Genomic DNA, 15424 nt, shown 5'->3' with positions numbered 1-15424 from the left:
GCCGGCGACGTATCAGGCGCCGTGGCACTTCTTGAACTTGCTACCGCTGCCGCAAGGGCAGGGATCGTTGCGGCCAACGTCCTTCAGCGGGTTGCGCGCCGGTTCCTGGTGGCCGTGGTTGCAGTGCGGACCGTGGACGTGGTGCGGATGGTGGTGGTCATGATCATGGTCGTGATCGCAGTCGGGACCATGTACATGGGGTTCCTGGCTCATGTCGAAGCTCACTCGGGGATGAAATCGCCGGGGATTATCTCGCCATTGCGCGCGATATGCACGGTGTGGCCGAACAGCAGCCCGGTCTTCACTTCGCCTTCGAGGCTGTAGCGGATCGGCTTGTCCGGGTCTTCCAGCAGCTTGACGATGTATTTCATGTGCCGCCACAGGTTGGTCTGCACCGGCACTTCGAAGTACTGCCGGCCATTGGCGGGCACGGTGAACCAGACGCTGGACTCGCCTTCGGCGAGGTCGACGTCGTTGAGCTTGACCTTGTAGGCCAGGCCGCGCACCGGCAGGCTGAAGTCGTTCGGGTTGTCGATGCGGAAGTGCAGCTTGAATTGCTGCTCGAGCAGGCGGGCCTTGACCACGTCCACTTTCACCAGCTTCACGTCGGGGCTCTCGAAACTACCGGTCATCCAGCTGCAGCCGGAGAGGAGCGTGAGTGCCCAGACTAGGCTGATAATTCTTATCATTTGCGCCTGATAATTCATGTCAATCCCCCAAGACGCCCAGTGTACCAAGCGGCTGCTTGGCCGCAAGTTGTTGTTACGTTAAAAGAAGTTGTCCCATACTGGGCCGACCATCGGCAGACAGGCGAATACAGGAGTTTGAAGGATGAGCCGTTATGAAATCGTCTTTTCCGGTCAGACGCTTCCGGGCGCCGATCCGGAAGCGGTCAAGGCCAATCTGGCGAAGCTCTTCCAGGCCGACGCGCAACGCATCGCCCTGTTGTTTTCCGGACGTCGCCTGGTGCTGAAGAACAACCTCGACGAGGCCGCCGCCGAGAAGTACCGCGGCGCCCTGGAGCGCGCCGGCGCACGCATCGAGGTGGTGGACATGGACGCCGGCGTCGAGGAAATCGAGCTGGCGCCGCCGCCCGCCGCCGCCGCGCCGGAAGCCGCCACCGCGCCCCAGGGGCGGCTCAAGGTCGCCCCGCGCGATGAGTACATGGCGGCCTTCGCCGATGTCGACGCCCCGGATTTCGGCCTGGCTCCGGTCGGCGCCGACCTGCAGGACGCCAGGGGCGAGGTGCGCGCGCCCGCGGTGGACCTCAGCCAGTTCAGCCTCGCCCCGGTGGGCAGCGACATGGGCCAGGCCAAGCCCGAAGCGGCCGCCCCGGCGCCGGACACCAGCCACCTGAAACTGGCGGAGTGAGCGGGCTCAGCCGTTCTGCTGGGGATCGTCCTGGTAGACGAACTTGGGCATTTCCCAGTGGAAACGGATCGCCAGCAGGCGGAACAGGAAGCCGGCGAACAGGGTGATCAGCATGGCCTGCTCGTTGGGCAGTTCCAGCTGGATGCAGATCAGGTAGCACCAGGCGCTGGCGAAGGACACGCTGGCGTAGAGCTCGCGGCGGAAGATCAGCGGCACGTCGTTGCAGAAGATATCGCGCAGGATGCCGCCGAATACCCCGGTGATGACCCCGCTGACCGCAGCGATCAGCAGGCTGTGGCCCATCTCCAGGCCGACCCGGCAGCCGATCAGGGTGAAGGCCACCAGGCCGATGGCGTCGAGCACCAGGAACAGCGAGCGCAGGTGGCGCATCAGCGGCGCGATGAACACCGTGACCAGCGCCGCGCCGGCAGTCAGCGCCAGGTACTCGGGATGGCGCACCCAGGTAAGCGGGTAGTGCCCCAGCAGCATGTCGCGCATCGAACCGCCGCCCAGCGCCGTGACGCAGGCCACCAGCACCACGCCGAACAGGTCCATGCTGCGGCGCCCGGCGGACAGCGCGCCGGTCATGGCTTCGGCGATGATGGCGATGATGTAGAGGACGGTCAGCAGCATGGGGAGTGGGGCCCGTGGAAAAAGCGCGCATTCTAGCGGACGGCTGGGCTGCACCCAATGGGTGCGCGTGGTGTTTCCCTTTGCTCGTACGCCCTATGCGCCTTTCAGTTGATCCACGGCCCGCAGCACTTCTTCAGCTTGCCGCCGGCGCCGCACGGGCAGGGGTCGTTGCGACCGAGCTTGAGCGGCACCGTCGGGTCGAGGAAGTACCAGCGGCCTTCGCGCTGGACGAAGCCTGAGCATTCGCGGTGGTTGTGCTCGCCGTTGGCGTCGTGCCAGCGCGCGGTGAAGGTCACCCGCGCGTGTTCCGGCGTGCCGCCGAGCACCTCGTGACTCTCCACTTCCAGGCCCAGCCAGGTGCTGCCCAGGCTCCAGGCGCGGATCGCCTCCAGGTCCAGGCCGGCCTGCTGGGCCGGCAGCGTGGTGTCGCGCAGGTAGTCCACCAGGCCCAGGGTGTAGGCGCTGTAGCGCGAGCGCATCAGCGCCTCGGCGGTGGGCGCGGCCTGGCCGGCGTGCAGGCGGCCGCAGCATTCGGCCAGGGGCCGGCCGCTGGCGCAGGGGCAACAGGGCTCGCTCATGGTCACCACCAGTACTTGCCGAAGTTTTCCGGGTTGGCCCAGAACTTGGCGTTGAGCCAGTCCGGGACCTGCTTGTATTCCCGCAGATCATAGGTGAACAGCGTGAGCGTCTGCTCGTCACGCTGGAAGCGTTCGCTGGCCTGCATGCCCAGGGCATAGAAATCGGTCTCGGCGATGCCGGCGACGGCCAGGTCGACCAGCACGGCGACCCGGCTGCTGTTGAGGTTGCGGATGCCGCCGACCAATTGCAGTGCCGTGCGTCGCTCCAGATGCTCCAGGCAGTCGGCCAGCAAGGCCAAATCGTAGCGTTGCGCGGCCAGTTCGGCCGGCAGCGTGGCGGCCGGAGCGCCGGCCACCTGGCAATCGGGATGCGCCGCGCGGAACGCTTCCACGGCGGGAATGGCGCTCGCGCCCACCAACAGCAGGCGTTGCGGGGCGTAGCGGTCGAGCAGGGCGGCCAGGGCCTGCTGAGGTGTGCGATCGGAAATCATCGGGCTCTTCGGAATCGGTCGGACGAATGCCCGAAGACTAGCCTGTGAACCCCTTCATGGCCTAGTGCTGGCGCATTCCTGCATCGGCGTCTTTACTCGGTAATTGTCGGTTCAGACCCATCTCAGAGGAGAGACTGATATATGAGCATCAAAAGGACCGCTTTACCCCTGCTGCTGGTAAGCACCCTGCTTACCGGTTGCGCAGGGTTGCAGAAGTCCGACTGGCCGACCTGCGCTCTGGTCGGTGGCGTAGGTGGCGCCGGCCTTGGCTCCATCGAAAACAGCACCTGGGCGGGCTGGGGCGCGCTGATCGGCGGCGTGCTCGGTGCGTCCTACTGCTGGGTGCATGGTGAAGGCGAGAAAGTGGTCGAGGCCCCGCCGCCTGCGCCGGCTCCCGAACCGGCTCCGGCTCCGTTGCCGAAGGAAGAGACCATTGTCGTCAGGGACCTGCACTTCGCCTTCGACTCGTCGAAGATCGACAGCCGTGACAAAGACAAGCTCGACACCATCGCTACCCGCCTGAAAGGCGAAGCGTCCACCACCACCCTGGATATCTCTGGTCATACCGACAGCGTGGGCAGCGATGCCTACAACCAGAAACTGTCCGAGCGCCGCGCCCACGCGGTGGCCAACTACCTGGTCGATGCCGGCGTTCCCGCCAGCAGCATCAAGTCGGTGGAAGGCTACGGCGAGAGCAAACCGGTCGCCGATAACAAGACCAAGGAAGGCCGCGCCGATAACCGTCGCGTGGAAATCCTGATCAAGCGCCAGTGATGCAGGGCGTGCTTTGAGTCGAAGGGGGCCGTTTGGCCCCCTTCGTCTTTATGCACCTATGGAATCGTCATCGCCTCCGGGGTATGGTGCCCGGCACAAGAAAACGGGGAGCGTTGTCATGAAGGCTTTCGTGGGGCTGGGCAAGGTCGTTGCCCTGTTGTTCTGGCTGGCGGTGCTGGCCAATCTGTTGCATCCCTTCGCCCATCCGTTCGCGACCCTGCTGCAGGTCGCCGGGGGCCTTGTCCTGCTGATCCATATCGTCGAACTGCTGGTGCTTGGCGCGCGCCTGCGCGGCCGCCCGCATCCGGGGCTGGACCGTGTCCAGGTCCTGCTGTTCGGCATCTTCCATTTCCTCTCGCTGCCGGCTCGGGTCGAGGAGGGCGGCCATGCGTAAGCTGCTGCTGGGCCTGATGCTGCTGGCGCCGATCGAGGCCGCCAGCGCCGCTTCCGTGCAGGTGGAAGCCAATACCGTGTTGCGCCTGCCGGTGAAGGGCGAGTCGCTGAACCTTGCGCGCATCAGCGTCGCCGAAGGCGGCGCGCTGCTGATCCCGTCGCGGGTCAAGGTGCTGCACATCGAGGAACTCGACCTGCAGAAGAACGCCCGCATCGGCGTGTTCCCCGGCGAACAGCCGCTGCGCATCGAGGTGGTCCACGGCACGCTGGCCGACGGCAGCGTGATCGCCGCCCAGGGCGCTTCCGGCAGCTTCCGTCATCCGGCCAGCCCGGGCCGTAACCTGACCCTGCGCCTGCAGGACGTGCAGGTGGCCAACCTGCTGGTCGACGTGCGCGGTGGCGTTGGCGCGCCGGGCTACGACGGCCTCGACGGCGCCGAAGGGCGTCGCGGCGGTTGCCTGTGGGGCGGTGCAGAGCAGGGCGGCGACGGCCAGGACGCCGGCGATGGCCAGACCGGCGGGGCCGGTGGCGTGGTGCGCCTGGAGGTGCCCCAGCAATTCGCCGTGGAACGGGTCAAGGTGCGCCTGGAAGGCGGCGCCGGCGGCGCGCCGGGCAAGCCCGGCAAGGCCGGTGCGCGCAGCGGCGACAAGGGCTGCCTGCTCTACACGGTGGATGGCGGCGGCGCAGGCCGCCAAGGTCGCGACGGGCGTTCCGGCCCGAGCGGCGATCAGGGCCGATTGGACGTAGTACGTTTTTAAGTGAAGATGGCGCGGGCTCGGCCCGCGCCAGTGTTTACCAGTGCGGGCGCGCGGCGACGATGGCCACCAGCGCCAGGCCGAGCAGCAGGTTGCCGCCCACGGTGCGGCGGATGCGCCCTAGCACGGCGCCGCCGGCCGGCCAGTCGGCGGCTTCGATCGCCCGGCGCAGCTCCGGCAACTGCAGCGCCTGCACCCGCAGGAACAGCGCCAGCATGGCCACGTACAGGCCCATCATCACCTGCACGTAGCGCGGCGCCCCGGCCACGCCGTTGAAGCTCAGCTGCAACATGCCGATACCAGTTACCGGCAGCACCAGCACCGCCACCCAGACCCAGACGAAGAAGCGCCGGAACACCTCGCTCCACAATTTCAGCCGGGCCGGCGGCTCCAGCGCGGTGACGGCCGCCGGACGGAGGATCATCCAGGCGAAGAACATGCCCCCGACCCAGACCAGGGCGGCCAGGACATGCAGGGCGTAGACGGGGGCAAAGGCGGTCATTCGGCGATCTCCGCTGGCGGTTGAAAATAAGCGCGCTATCATAGCCGGCCAATCGAACCACTGAAAATTTATCCAGCATCGGGATGTGTCCCGCATGCCCGGGAACCTCATGCTCAGCACCGAACTCAAGGCCACCATCCAGGGCGCCTACTCGCGTTTCCTGGAAGCCAAGGAACTCAAGCCGCGCTATGGCCAGCGCCTGATGATCGCCGAAGTGGCCAAGGTCCTCGGCACCATCCAGAGCGACGATGAAGGTCATCGCGTCGGCGAGGCCGCGGTGGTCGCCGTCGAAGCCGGCACCGGCACCGGCAAGACCGTGGCCTACAGCCTGGCCGCCATCGCCTGCGCCAAGGCCTCCGGCAAGCGCCTGGTGATCGCCACCGCGACCGTGGCGCTGCAGGAGCAGATCGTCCACAAGGACCTGCCCGACCTGCTGCGCAACAGCGGCCTGAGCTTCAGCTTCGCCCTGGCCAAGGGCCGCGGCCGCTACCTGTGCCTGTCCAAGCTCGACCACCTGCTGCAGGAAGGCCAGGCGCAGAGCGCCACCGCCCAGTTGTTCGAGGAAGAGGGCTTCCGCATCGACGTCGACGAGAGCAGCGGCAAGCTGTTCAACCAGATGATCGAGCGCCTGGCCGGCAACCGTTGGGACGGCGACCGCGACTCCTGGCCGGAGGCCATCGAGGACGCCCACTGGGCGCAGCTGACCACCGACCACAGCCAGTGCACCAACCGCCACTGCCCGAACTTCCAGCAGTGCGCCTTCTACAAGGCGCGCGAGGGCATGACCAAGGTCGACGTCATCGTCACCAACCACGACCTGGTGCTGGCCGACCTGGCCCTGGGCGGCGGCGCCATCCTGCCCGACCCGCGCGAAACCCTCTACGTGTTCGACGAAGGCCACCACCTGCCGGACAAGGCCATCGGCCACTTCGCCCACTTCACCCGCCTGCGCGCCACCGCCGACTGGCTGGCGCAGGTGGAGAAGAACCTGACCAAGCTGCTGGCGCAGAACCCGCTGCCCGGCGACCTCGGCCGGCTGGTCGAGCAGGTGCCGGAGCTGGCCCGCGAGCTGCGCACGCACCAGCAGTTCATGTTCACCGCCTGCGAGGAGATCGGCGATTTCCGCGCCGGCGAGGACATGGAAGGCCGCGAGCGCCCGCGTCATCGCTTCGAGGGCGGGGTGATCCCCGAGCACATCCGCGACATGGGCATCGAGCTGAAGAAGGGTTTCTCCAAGCTCACCGACCTCTTCACCCGCCTCACCGAACTGCTCAAGCAGGCCATGGACGGCGAAGGCACCGCCGGCATCGCCAGCTACCAGGCCGAGGAGTGGTACCCGCTGTTCGGCAGCCTGCTGTCCCGCGCCCAGGGCAACTGGGAGCTGTGGACCGCGTTCACCTGCGAGGACCCGGAAGACAGCCCGCCGATGGCGCGCTGGCTGACCCTGGCCGAAAGCGGCAGCTACTACGACATCGAGGCCAACGCCAGCCCGATCCTCGCCGCCGAGACCCTGCGCCGCAACCTGTGGAACGTCGCCTACGGCGTGCTGGTGACCTCCGCCACCCTGACCGCGCTGGGCACCTTCGACCGCTACCGCATGCGCGCCGGCCTGCCGCGCGCGGCGGTCACCGCCGTGGTGCCGAGCCCCTTCCACCACGCCGAGGCCGGCGTGCTGCGGGTGCCGGACCTGAAGGCCGACCCGCGCGACGCCGCCGCCCACACCGCGGCCATCGTCCGCGAGCTGCCGGCGATGGTCGAGGGCGCGCGCGGCACGCTGGTGCTGTTCGCCTCGCGCAAGCAGATGCAGGAAGTCTTCGATGGCCTGGAGCGTGACTGGCGCAAGCGCGTGCTGATCCAGGGCAACCTGTCCAAGCAGGAGACCCTGAACAAGCACAAGGCGCGCGTCGACGACGGCGAGGACAGCGTGCTCTTCGGCCTCGCCAGCTTCGCCGAGGGCGTCGACCTGCCGGGCGCCTACTGCGAGCACGTGGTGATCGCCAAGATTCCCTTCGCGGTGCCGGACGACCCGGTGGAAGCGGCGTTGTCCGAGTGGATCGAGGCGCGCGGCGGCAACCCCTTCATGGAGATCGCCGTGCCCGACGCCTCGCTGCGCCTGGTGCAGGCCTGCGGGCGCCTGCTGCGCACCGAGCAGGATCGCGGCACCATCACCCTGCTGGACCGCCGGGTGGTGACGCAGCGCTATGGCAAGGCCATCCTCAATGCGTTGCCGCCGTTCCGCCGCGAGATCGCCTGAGCCCCGGCGCCCGGACAACAGGGAGGCGGCGCTGCGCCGCTTCCGCGAGCAAACCACGGCGGCGCCCGGCGCCGCCCCAAGGACAAGGTTGCATGCGTTCATTCCGTTGGCATCTGCCCCTGCTGTTCAGCCTGAGCCTCATCGGCGCGCCCGCCTGGGCCGCGCCGAGCGACGACACCCTGTTCAACTTCGTCAAGCCGATGGCCGTGGTGCATGTCGGCCTGCAGGACGCCGACCTGCCCAGCGCCACCGCCGAAGCCACCCATGAGGGCGAGATCCTGCGCCGGGTGAACTTCCACCCGGCGGCGCGCCCGAGCCTGCGCCTGACCCCGGCCGCCGGCAGCTGGGACTGGTCCCAGGCCGACGCCGTCAGCCTGCGCCTCCAGAACGCCATGGACTGGGCGCTGACCCTGGAAGTGGAGATCGAGAGCCTCGACGGCCAGCCCGGCCTGCACGCCAGTATCGCGCTGCCGGCGGGCCCGGCGCAGACCCTGCTGATCCCGCTGCGGGCCACCGCGCCGCAGCTGTTCGGCATGCGCGCCGGGGTGCCGATGCCGGCCACCCTGGACGGCCAGCGCCTGCTCATCGCCCCGGTGGTGACCGGCGAACTGAACCGCAGCAAGGTCGGTGCGGTGCGTATCTACCTGGATAGCCCCAAGGCGGCCCAGGACATCCTGGTCGGCCGCTTCGGCACCCGCGCCGGCGGCGACGAGCTGCGCAAGGCCTACAGCGGCATCATCGACGCCTATGGCCAGTCCACCCGCAGCGACTGGCCGGAGAAGGTGAAGAGCGTCGAGCAACTGGCCAACGCCTGGAAGGCCGAGGGCGAGCAACTGAAGAAATGGCAGGCCCAGGCGCAGCCCACCGATACCTTCGGTGGCCTGATGGAAGGCCCGGACTTCGACGCCACCGGCTTCTTCCGCACCGAGAAGCGCAACGGTCGCTGGTGGCTGGTGACCCCGGACGGGCACCCGTACTGGTCGCTGGGCGTCAACACGGTGAACAGCGAAAGCAGCCAGACCTACGTCGAGGGCCGCGAATACATGTTCGCCGAGCTGCCCGCCGAGGGGCAGCCGATGGCCGACTTCTATGGCCAGAGCGATGACCGCGACGGCGTCGGCGCGCAGCAGGGCAGGGCCTTCGGCCACGGCCGCTGGTACGACTTCTACGCCGCCAACCGCTACCGCGCCACTGGCGGCCTGGCCGGCCAGCAGGCCGCCGACGCCTGGTTCGAGCGCACCCTGGCGCGCCTCGATGCCTGGGGCTTCAACAGCCTCGGCAACTGGAGCCAGCCGGCCTTCGCCGGCGCCTCGCGGATTCCCTACAGCCTGCCGCTGGCGATCAGCGGCGACTACGCCTCGGTCAGCACCGGCTACGACTGGTGGGGCGCCATGCCCGACCCCTTCGACCCGAAGTTCGCCATGGCCGCCGAGCGCGCCATCGCCATCGCCACCCGCGACCACCGCGAAGACCCCTGGCTGCTCGGCTACTACGCCGACAACGAACTGGCCTGGGCCGGCCAGGGCAGCGACCCGCGCAACCACTACGCGCTGGCCTACGGCAGCCTGGCGCTGTCCACCGACAGCCCGGCCAAGCGCGCCTTCATCAAGCAGCTGAAGGACAAGTATCACGACCACGAGGCCCTGGCCGAGGCCTGGGGGATCGAGCTGGGCGCCTGGGAAGACCTCGACGCGCCCGGCTACCAGGCGCCGGAGGTGCAGGCCGCGCACCCGGCCATCGAGCAGGACTACAGCGCTTTCCTGCGGCTGTACGCCGACCAGTATTTCAAGACCCTGCGCGACTCGCTGAGCTGGCACGACCCCAACCACCTGCTGCTCGGCGGGCGCTTCTCGGTGAACACCCCGGAAGTGCTGGCTTCCTGCGCGCGCTACTGCGACCTGCTGAGCTTCAACCTCTACGCCCCGACACCGCAGGCCGGTTACGACGCCGCCTACGTACGCGACCTCGACAAGCCGGTGCTGATCAGCGAGTTCCACTTCGGCTCGCGCGACCGCGGGCCCTTCTGGGGCGGCGTTTCCGAGGTCTACAACGAGCAGCAGCGCGGCGAGCGCTACCAGCAGTTCCTCGCCGCCGCCGTGAAGGACCCGCAGATCGTCGGCGCGCACTGGTTCCAGTACCTCGACCAGCCGGCCAGCGGCCGCCTGCTCGACGGCGAGAACGGCCATATCGGCCTGGTGGGCATCACCGACCTGCCGTTCGGCGGCTTCGTCGACGCCGTGCGCAAGGGCAACCAGCAGGTGGCCAAGACCATGCTGGAGGCGGCTCGCGCCGCCGCCAAGGCCGCGCCCGAGGCGCCCAAACAGGTCGATCCGGAAGCCACCGCCAGCGCCAGCGGGAACGCGCCGGCGGCGCAATGAGCCGGCATTCGCCGCGGCCATGATGGCCGCGGCCCTACCCAGGTCGGGTTCACAAGGCGGCGGGGCACTGGAAGAATGTTCCTTTCGCCCCCAGCCCGGAGTGCCCCATGACCCTGCAAGGCCATTGCGATAGCCGCTTCACCCCCGTAGCCGACGCGTTCGCCGCGCTCTTCGAGGACCCGCAGGAGCGCGGCGCCGCGCTGTGCATCAAGGTCGGCGGCGAGACCCTGGTGGATGTCTGGGCCGGAAGCGCCGGCAAGGACGAGGGCCAGGCCTGGCAGGCCGATACCCTGCTCAACCTGTTTTCCTGCACCAAGACCTTCGCCGCCGTGGCCGCCCTGCAACTGGTCGGCGAGGGACGCCTGGACCTGGACGCCCCGGTGGCGCGCTACTGGCCGGAGTTCGCCGCCGCCGGCAAGCAGGCGATCAGTGTGCGCCAGTTGCTCTGCCATCGCGCCGGGCTGCCGGCGCTGCACCAAATGCTGCCCGCCGAGGCGCTCTACGACTGGCACGCGATGACCGCCGCGCTGGCCGCCGAAGCGCCCTGGTGGGCGCCGGGCGCCGAGCATGGCTACGCGCCCATCACCTATGGCTGGCTGGTTGGCGAAGTGATCCGCCGGGTGGATGGCCGCGAGCCGGGCACCGCGATCGTCGAGCGCACCGCCAGACCGCTGGGCCTGGATTTCCACATCGGCCTGGACGACGCCGAGTTCCCCCGTGTGGCGCACATCGCCCGGGCCAAGGGCAACCTCGGCGACGCCGCCGCGCAGCGCCTGCTGCGCACCATGATGAGCGAACCGACGGCGCTGAGCACCCGCGCCTTCACCAACCCGCCGTCGATCCTCACCAGCACCAACAAGCCGGAATGGCGGCGCATGCAGCAGCCGGCGGCCAACGGCCACGGCAACGCGCGTTCCCTGGCCGGCTTCTACGACGGCCTGCTGCACGGCCGCCTGCTCGACGCCCCGCTGCTCGCCGAACTCACCCGCGAACACGCCCGCGGCGAGGACCGCACGCTGCTCACCAGCACCCGCTTCGGCCTCGGCTGCATGCTCGACCAGGCGGAGCTGGGCAACGCCACCTACGGCCTCGGCCCGCAGGCCTTCGGCCATCCCGGCGCGGGCGGTTCGGTGGGCTTCGCCGATCCGGAACGCGGCCTGGCGCTCGGCTTCGTCACCAACACCCTGGGCCCCTACGTGCTGATGGACCCGCGCGCGCAGAAGCTGGCGCGCATCGCCGGCGAGTGCCTCTGAGTCCCACCGCCGGGCGCCCTCGCGCGCCTGGCCGACGGGCGGCGGAACCTTCTCCGCCGCTTCCGCTCGAATTGCCGACTCGTGTCGTTTCTTTCCGGCAAGCGTGAAGGAATCCGCGTACCCGGAATCGCGCAGTCGCCTTATTGGCGGGCCACCGCTCGTCAGTTGAAAATCAAAATCTTCATTCAGCTTAGTAAGTTATGCTCAACTCTTGATCAACGGCATTAACTTGCGTCGCTTTCTGCCGTCCCCAGACCGTTCGATGGAACACCGCCCATGAGACTGCTCAAGCTTTCCACTCTGTCCCTCTGCGTCGCGCTCGGCGCCTGCAGCCACTTCCAGTCCCAGGACGCCGCCGCGCCCGCCCAGGCCGCCGCCACGAACGACAGCGGCAGCCACTGGTGGTGGCCGTTCGGCAAGGCCGAGGCCGGCGCTCCGGCCCAGGCTGAAAGTCCGGCGCCGAAGTCGGTGGTGGCGCAGGTGGACGCGGCCGCCGACAAGTCGGCCGGCGGCCACTGGTGGTGGCCGTTCAGCCCCAGCGCCACGGCGGACGCGGCCAAGGTGCAGGACTCGGTGGCGGTGCCCAGCGCCCAGGACACCAAGGCCTGGCTGGACAAGTACGAAGCTTCGGTGCGCAGCGCCGTGGCCGGCAGCAAGTTCGCCGTCGAGCGCCGCGACAACGCGTTGGTGCTGACCGCCCCGGTGGACGGCTCGTTCAATCCCAAGCGCCAGGAACTGCTGCTGCCGATCACCCTCGGCCCGCTGGCCAACGTCGCCAAGGTGATCGAGAAGGACCCGCAGGCCGGCGTGCTGATCCTCGGCCACAGCGACGCCAGCGGCGACAAGGCGGCCAACGACAAGGTCAGCCAGCAGCGCGCCGTGGCCATCGCCGCGATCTTCCGTCTCAGCGGCCTGGGCAACGACCGCCTGCGCTACAAGGGCGTCGGCTCGGCGCAACCGATCGCCGACGACAAGACCAAGGCCGGCCGCGCCAAGAACCGCCGCGTCGAAGTCCTGCTGACCCCGCGCGGCAGCCTGCTGGCCCTGGCGCAGAGCAACTGAGCCGGCGCGGCGCTTGTCGCCGGTCAAGCAATCCGCGCCTCCACTGGGTAAGCTAGGACACCGGCTTTCCTGAGGAGACGACGATGGCCCAGACCCTGGCCGACATGCGCCGCGAATACACCCGGGACGGACTCAGCGAGGCGCAGGCGCCCGCCGAGCCCTTCGTCCTGTTCCAGCAATGGTTCGAAGACGCGGTGAAGACCGAGCAACTGCCGGTCGAGCCCAACGCCATGACCCTGGCCACGGTCGACGCCGATGGCCAGCCGCACTGCCGGGTGCTCCTGCTCAAGGGCCTCGACGCGCGCGGTTTCACCTTCTTCAGCAACTACGACAGCGCCAAGGGCGGCCACCTGGCGGCCAACCCGCGCGCGGCCATGACCTTCTTCTGGCCGGCGCTGGAGCGCCAGGTGCGCATCGAGGGGCAGGTGGAGAAGGTCTCGGTGGAAGAGTCCGACGCCTACTACCGGGTGCGCCCGCTGGGCAGCCGCCTGGGCGCCTGGGCCTCGCCGCAGAGCCGGGTGATCTCCGGCCGCGAGGAGCTGGAACGCCTGCTGGCGGAAACCGAGAAGCGCTTCATGGACGTCGCCCCGCATTGCCCCGAGCACTGGGGCGGCTATCGCCTGCTGCCGCAGCGCATCGAATTCTGGCAGGGCCGCCCGAGCCGCCTGCACGACCGCCTGAACTACCGCCGCGTCGACGACGCCTGGCTGCGCGAGCGCCTGGCGCCCTGAGTCCCCGCGGTAATCCCCTGTAGGAGCGCGCCCTGCGCGCGAATCGCGGGCAGGGCCTGCTCCTACGGTTTCCGGGAGGTACGGCCATTGCCCTCGGGCAGCGGTGTTCCGGTCAACGGCGGATAACCGCGAACGGTTATTCGCCCTACGGGGAAACCGCTGGGAATGCGGTGTAGGATTCCTCCTCTCGCCAAGCCCAGGGACCCGCCCATGAAACTCGTCATCGCCCCCGACTCCTTCAAGGAAAGCCTGTCCGCCCCCGAGGTCGCCGCGGCCATCGCCCGTGGCTGGTCGCGGGTGCGGCCGCTCGACGAGATCCTCCTGCGGCCCATGGCCGACGGCGGCGAAGGCACCGTCGACGCGGTGCTGGCGGCTACCGGTGGCGAGCGTCGCGAATGCAGGGTGCGCGGCCCGCTCGGCGAGCCGGTGCAGGCGCACTGGGGCTGGCTGGGGGAGGGCGCCGCGGTGATCGAAATGGCCGCCGCCAGCGGCCTGCACTGGGTCGCCGCGGAGCGTCGCGACGCCACCCGCACCACCAGCTACGGCACTGGCGAGCTGATCCGCGCGGCGCTGGACGCCGGCGCGCGCAAGATCATCCTCGGCCTCGGCGGCAGCGCCACCAACGATGGCGGCATGGGCCTGCTGCAGGCGCTCGGTGTGCGCTTCCTCGATGCGCGCGGCGAATCCCTGGGCGACGGTGGCGCCGCCCTGGCCGAATTGCATGAGCTCGACCTGACCCACCTCGACCCGCGCGTGGCGCAGGTCGAGGTGGAAGTGGCGGCCGACGTGAACAACCCGCTGTGCGGCGAGCACGGCGCCTCGGCGGTGTTCGGTCCGCAGAAGGGCGCCAGCCCCGCGCAGGTCGAGCAACTCGACGCCGCCTTGCGCCGCTACGCCGAAGTCGCTGCGCGCACCCTCGGCCAGGACCACAGCCTGTTCCCCGGCGTCGGCGCGGCCGGCGGCCTGGGCTTCGCCGCGCGGGCGTTCCTCGGCGCGCGTTTCCGGCCGGGCGTGGAATTGGTCGCGGAAGTCTCCGGGCTGGCCGACGCGCTGCAGGGCGCCGGCCTGGCCATCACCGGGGAGGGGCGCCTGGACGCCCAGAGCCTGCACGGCAAGACGCCCATCGGCGTGGCCCGCGCCGCGCAGGCGGCGGGCGTCCCGGTGCTGGCGCTGGCTGGCAGCCTGGGGCAGGGCTATGGGCGTCTGCACGACGCTGGTATCGCCGCCGCCTTCAGCCTGGCGCCGGGGCCGATCAGCCTGGCCGAGGCGCTGGCCGGCGCCGCCGTGGAGCTGGAAGCGCGCGCCGAAGAGCTGGCGCGGCTGTGGAGCCTGGCTCAGTCGGCGCGATAGTCCTCGGCGGCCTGCTGCAGCCATTCCGGCAGGCGCCGCCGCGACACGCCCTCGTCGCGCGCCAGCAGCAGGCAGTGCAGCATGTACTCGCGCTTGCCGGTGTCGTCGCCGGCCAGCGACAGCGCCAGGTCGCGGTCCATCCAGCGGCGGATGCGGACGAACAGCCACCAGTGGAAGTACAGGCCGGCGGCGGTGGTGACGACGATGATGAAGTAGTCCATGGGCCTTCCTCGCGGATGCGCCTACCCTAGCCGAAGCGGGCCGTCGGATGAACGTGCGCTTTTGCCGCAGCTGTCAGGCGAAGCTGTACGGCAGCTGAATGACAGAAAACTTTGATTTGGCCGGCGTGACAGCGAGGGGCGCGGCAGAGTCTAATATTGCAATATCTATTCGGAGGTTCCCGTATGCGTAAATCTGCCTTCCTGCTCGCCGGTTTCACCGCTGTCGCCCTGGCCCTCGGCGGCTGCCAGTCCAGCCTGACCGGCGATACCTACAGCCGTGACGAAGCCCGCACCGTGCAGAACGTACGCTGGGGCACCATCGAGGCCCTGCGCCCGGTCAAGATCGAAGGCACCAAGACCCCGATCGGTTCCGTCGCCGGCGCCGCCGTGGGTGGTATCGGCGGCAGCGCCATCGGCGGCGGCCGTGGCAGCTACGTGACCGCCATCATCGGTGCCGTAGCCGGTGGCCTGGCGGGCGCGGCGGCCGAAGAAGGCCTGACCCGCACCCAGGGCGTTGAAATCACCGTGCGCGAAGACGACGGCGGCTCCCGCGCCTACGTGCAGGAAGTCGACCAGGGCGCCGTGTTCCGTGTCGGCGAGCGCGTGCGCATCCTGACCGTCAACGGCACCAGCCGCGTTTCCCACTGATCCGAGTGCCCGCGCCTGCGCGGGCATGAG

At 69.2% G+C, this 15424-nt stretch carries 18 protein-coding genes; 11 read left to right on the top strand and 7 right to left on the bottom strand.

What is annotated here, in order from left to right; translation table 11 throughout:
- Positions 1–12: 12 nt before the first annotated feature.
- Together P3W75_RS15070 and P3W75_RS15065 are read right to left on the bottom strand one after the other, a co-directional pair.
- Positions 13–213: an SEC-C metal-binding domain-containing protein gene (locus P3W75_RS15070; RefSeq protein WP_276228163.1), complete on the bottom strand. Its 201-nt coding sequence runs from the start codon at positions 211–213 to the stop codon at positions 13–15.
- Positions 214–221: 8 nt separating this feature from the next.
- Positions 222–707, bottom strand: coding sequence for an LEA type 2 family protein (locus tag P3W75_RS15065; protein WP_276228162.1), 486 nt, complete (start codon positions 705–707; stop codon positions 222–224).
- A 124-nt stretch (positions 708–831) separates the two neighbouring features.
- Here P3W75_RS15065 and P3W75_RS15060 point away from each other — a divergent pair, with 124 nt between their 5' ends.
- A complete protein-coding gene (locus tag P3W75_RS15060; RefSeq protein WP_276228161.1) occupies positions 832–1371 on the top strand; it encodes a hypothetical protein in 540 nt (179 codons plus the stop codon).
- Positions 1372–1377: 6 nt separating this feature from the next.
- Here P3W75_RS15060 and P3W75_RS15055 read toward each other — a convergent pair whose 3' ends face one another.
- From P3W75_RS15055 to P3W75_RS15045, 3 genes are all read right to left on the bottom strand, one after another.
- Positions 1378–2004 carry a trimeric intracellular cation channel family protein gene (locus P3W75_RS15055; RefSeq protein ID WP_276228160.1) on the bottom strand — a complete coding sequence of 209 codons (627 nt, stop codon included), beginning with the start codon at positions 2002–2004 and terminating at the stop codon, positions 1378–1380.
- 104 nt (positions 2005–2108) lie between these two features.
- Positions 2109–2582, bottom strand: coding sequence for a YchJ family protein (locus tag P3W75_RS15050; RefSeq protein WP_276228159.1), 474 nt, complete (start codon positions 2580–2582; stop codon positions 2109–2111).
- A 2-nt stretch (positions 2583–2584) separates the two neighbouring features.
- Complete coding sequence (locus tag P3W75_RS15045; RefSeq protein WP_276228158.1) at positions 2585–3073, bottom strand: DUF6231 family protein; 489 nt, start codon at positions 3071–3073, stop codon at positions 2585–2587.
- Positions 3074–3214: 141 nt separating this feature from the next.
- Here P3W75_RS15045 and P3W75_RS15040 point away from each other — a divergent pair, with 141 nt between their 5' ends.
- The 3 genes from P3W75_RS15040 (at position 3215) to P3W75_RS15030 (ending at position 4998) form a co-directional block, all read left to right on the top strand.
- On the top strand, positions 3215–3847 hold the full coding sequence (locus P3W75_RS15040) for an OmpA family protein (protein ID WP_276228157.1): 633 nt from the start codon (positions 3215–3217) through the stop codon (positions 3845–3847).
- A 118-nt stretch (positions 3848–3965) separates the two neighbouring features.
- The gene (locus tag P3W75_RS15035) at positions 3966–4241 is read left to right on the top strand and encodes a DUF1145 domain-containing protein (protein WP_276228156.1); all 276 of its coding nucleotides are present in this window, start codon (positions 3966–3968) and stop codon (positions 4239–4241) included.
- Positions 4234–4998, top strand: a complete 765-nt coding sequence (locus P3W75_RS15030) for a collagen-like protein (RefSeq protein WP_276228155.1) — start codon at positions 4234–4236, stop codon at positions 4996–4998. Before P3W75_RS15035 ends, P3W75_RS15030 begins: the two co-directional genes overlap by 8 nt.
- A gap of 34 nt (positions 4999–5032) precedes the next feature.
- Here the strand turns inward: P3W75_RS15030 and P3W75_RS15025 are convergent, their stop codons facing one another.
- Positions 5033–5497, bottom strand: a complete 465-nt coding sequence (locus P3W75_RS15025; protein ID WP_276228154.1) for a CopD family protein — start codon at positions 5495–5497, stop codon at positions 5033–5035.
- Positions 5498–5606: 109 nt separating this feature from the next.
- On the opposite strand from P3W75_RS15025, the gene dinG reads away from it, so the two are divergent.
- The 6 genes from dinG to P3W75_RS14995 all read left to right on the top strand — a co-directional run bounded on the left by dinG (position 5607) and on the right by P3W75_RS14995 (position 14525).
- The gene (gene dinG, locus P3W75_RS15020; RefSeq protein ID WP_276228164.1) at positions 5607–7751 is read left to right on the top strand and encodes an ATP-dependent DNA helicase DinG; all 2145 of its coding nucleotides are present in this window, start codon (positions 5607–5609) and stop codon (positions 7749–7751) included.
- Between the two features lie 92 nt (positions 7752–7843).
- Positions 7844–10129 (top strand): beta-galactosidase, encoded by a 2286-nt coding sequence (locus tag P3W75_RS15015; RefSeq protein WP_276228153.1) that lies wholly within the window; start codon positions 7844–7846, stop codon positions 10127–10129.
- Positions 10130–10236: 107 nt separating this feature from the next.
- A complete protein-coding gene (locus P3W75_RS15010; RefSeq protein ID WP_276228152.1) occupies positions 10237–11382 on the top strand; it encodes a serine hydrolase domain-containing protein in 1146 nt (381 codons plus the stop codon).
- Between the two features lie 276 nt (positions 11383–11658).
- Positions 11659–12444 (top strand): OmpA family protein, encoded by a 786-nt coding sequence (locus P3W75_RS15005; protein WP_276228151.1) that lies wholly within the window; start codon positions 11659–11661, stop codon positions 12442–12444.
- A gap of 83 nt (positions 12445–12527) precedes the next feature.
- Positions 12528–13175 (top strand): pyridoxamine 5'-phosphate oxidase, encoded by a 648-nt coding sequence (pdxH, locus tag P3W75_RS15000; protein ID WP_276228150.1) that lies wholly within the window; start codon positions 12528–12530, stop codon positions 13173–13175.
- A 210-nt stretch (positions 13176–13385) separates the two neighbouring features.
- Positions 13386–14525 carry a glycerate kinase family protein gene (locus P3W75_RS14995; RefSeq protein WP_276228149.1) on the top strand — a complete coding sequence of 380 codons (1140 nt, stop codon included), beginning with the start codon at positions 13386–13388 and terminating at the stop codon, positions 14523–14525.
- On the opposite strand, the gene P3W75_RS14990 is transcribed toward P3W75_RS14995, so the two are convergent.
- A complete protein-coding gene (locus tag P3W75_RS14990; protein WP_276228148.1) occupies positions 14510–14746 on the bottom strand; it encodes a hypothetical protein in 237 nt (78 codons plus the stop codon). The two genes, P3W75_RS14995 and P3W75_RS14990, sit on opposite strands and share 16 nt — an antisense overlap.
- A 183-nt stretch (positions 14747–14929) precedes the next feature.
- On the opposite strand from P3W75_RS14990, the gene P3W75_RS14985 reads away from it, so the two are divergent.
- Positions 14930–15394, top strand: coding sequence for a glycine zipper 2TM domain-containing protein (locus tag P3W75_RS14985; RefSeq protein ID WP_276228147.1), 465 nt, complete (start codon positions 14930–14932; stop codon positions 15392–15394).
- Positions 15395–15424 lie beyond the last annotated feature (30 nt).

The organism is Pseudomonas citronellolis (assembly GCF_029335315.1).
GTDB classification, from domain to species: domain Bacteria; phylum Pseudomonadota; class Gammaproteobacteria; order Pseudomonadales; family Pseudomonadaceae; genus Pseudomonas; species Pseudomonas citronellolis_A.
The sequence above is the reverse complement of the archived record's forward strand: the minus strand, read 5'-3'. Positions and strand labels throughout refer to the sequence as shown.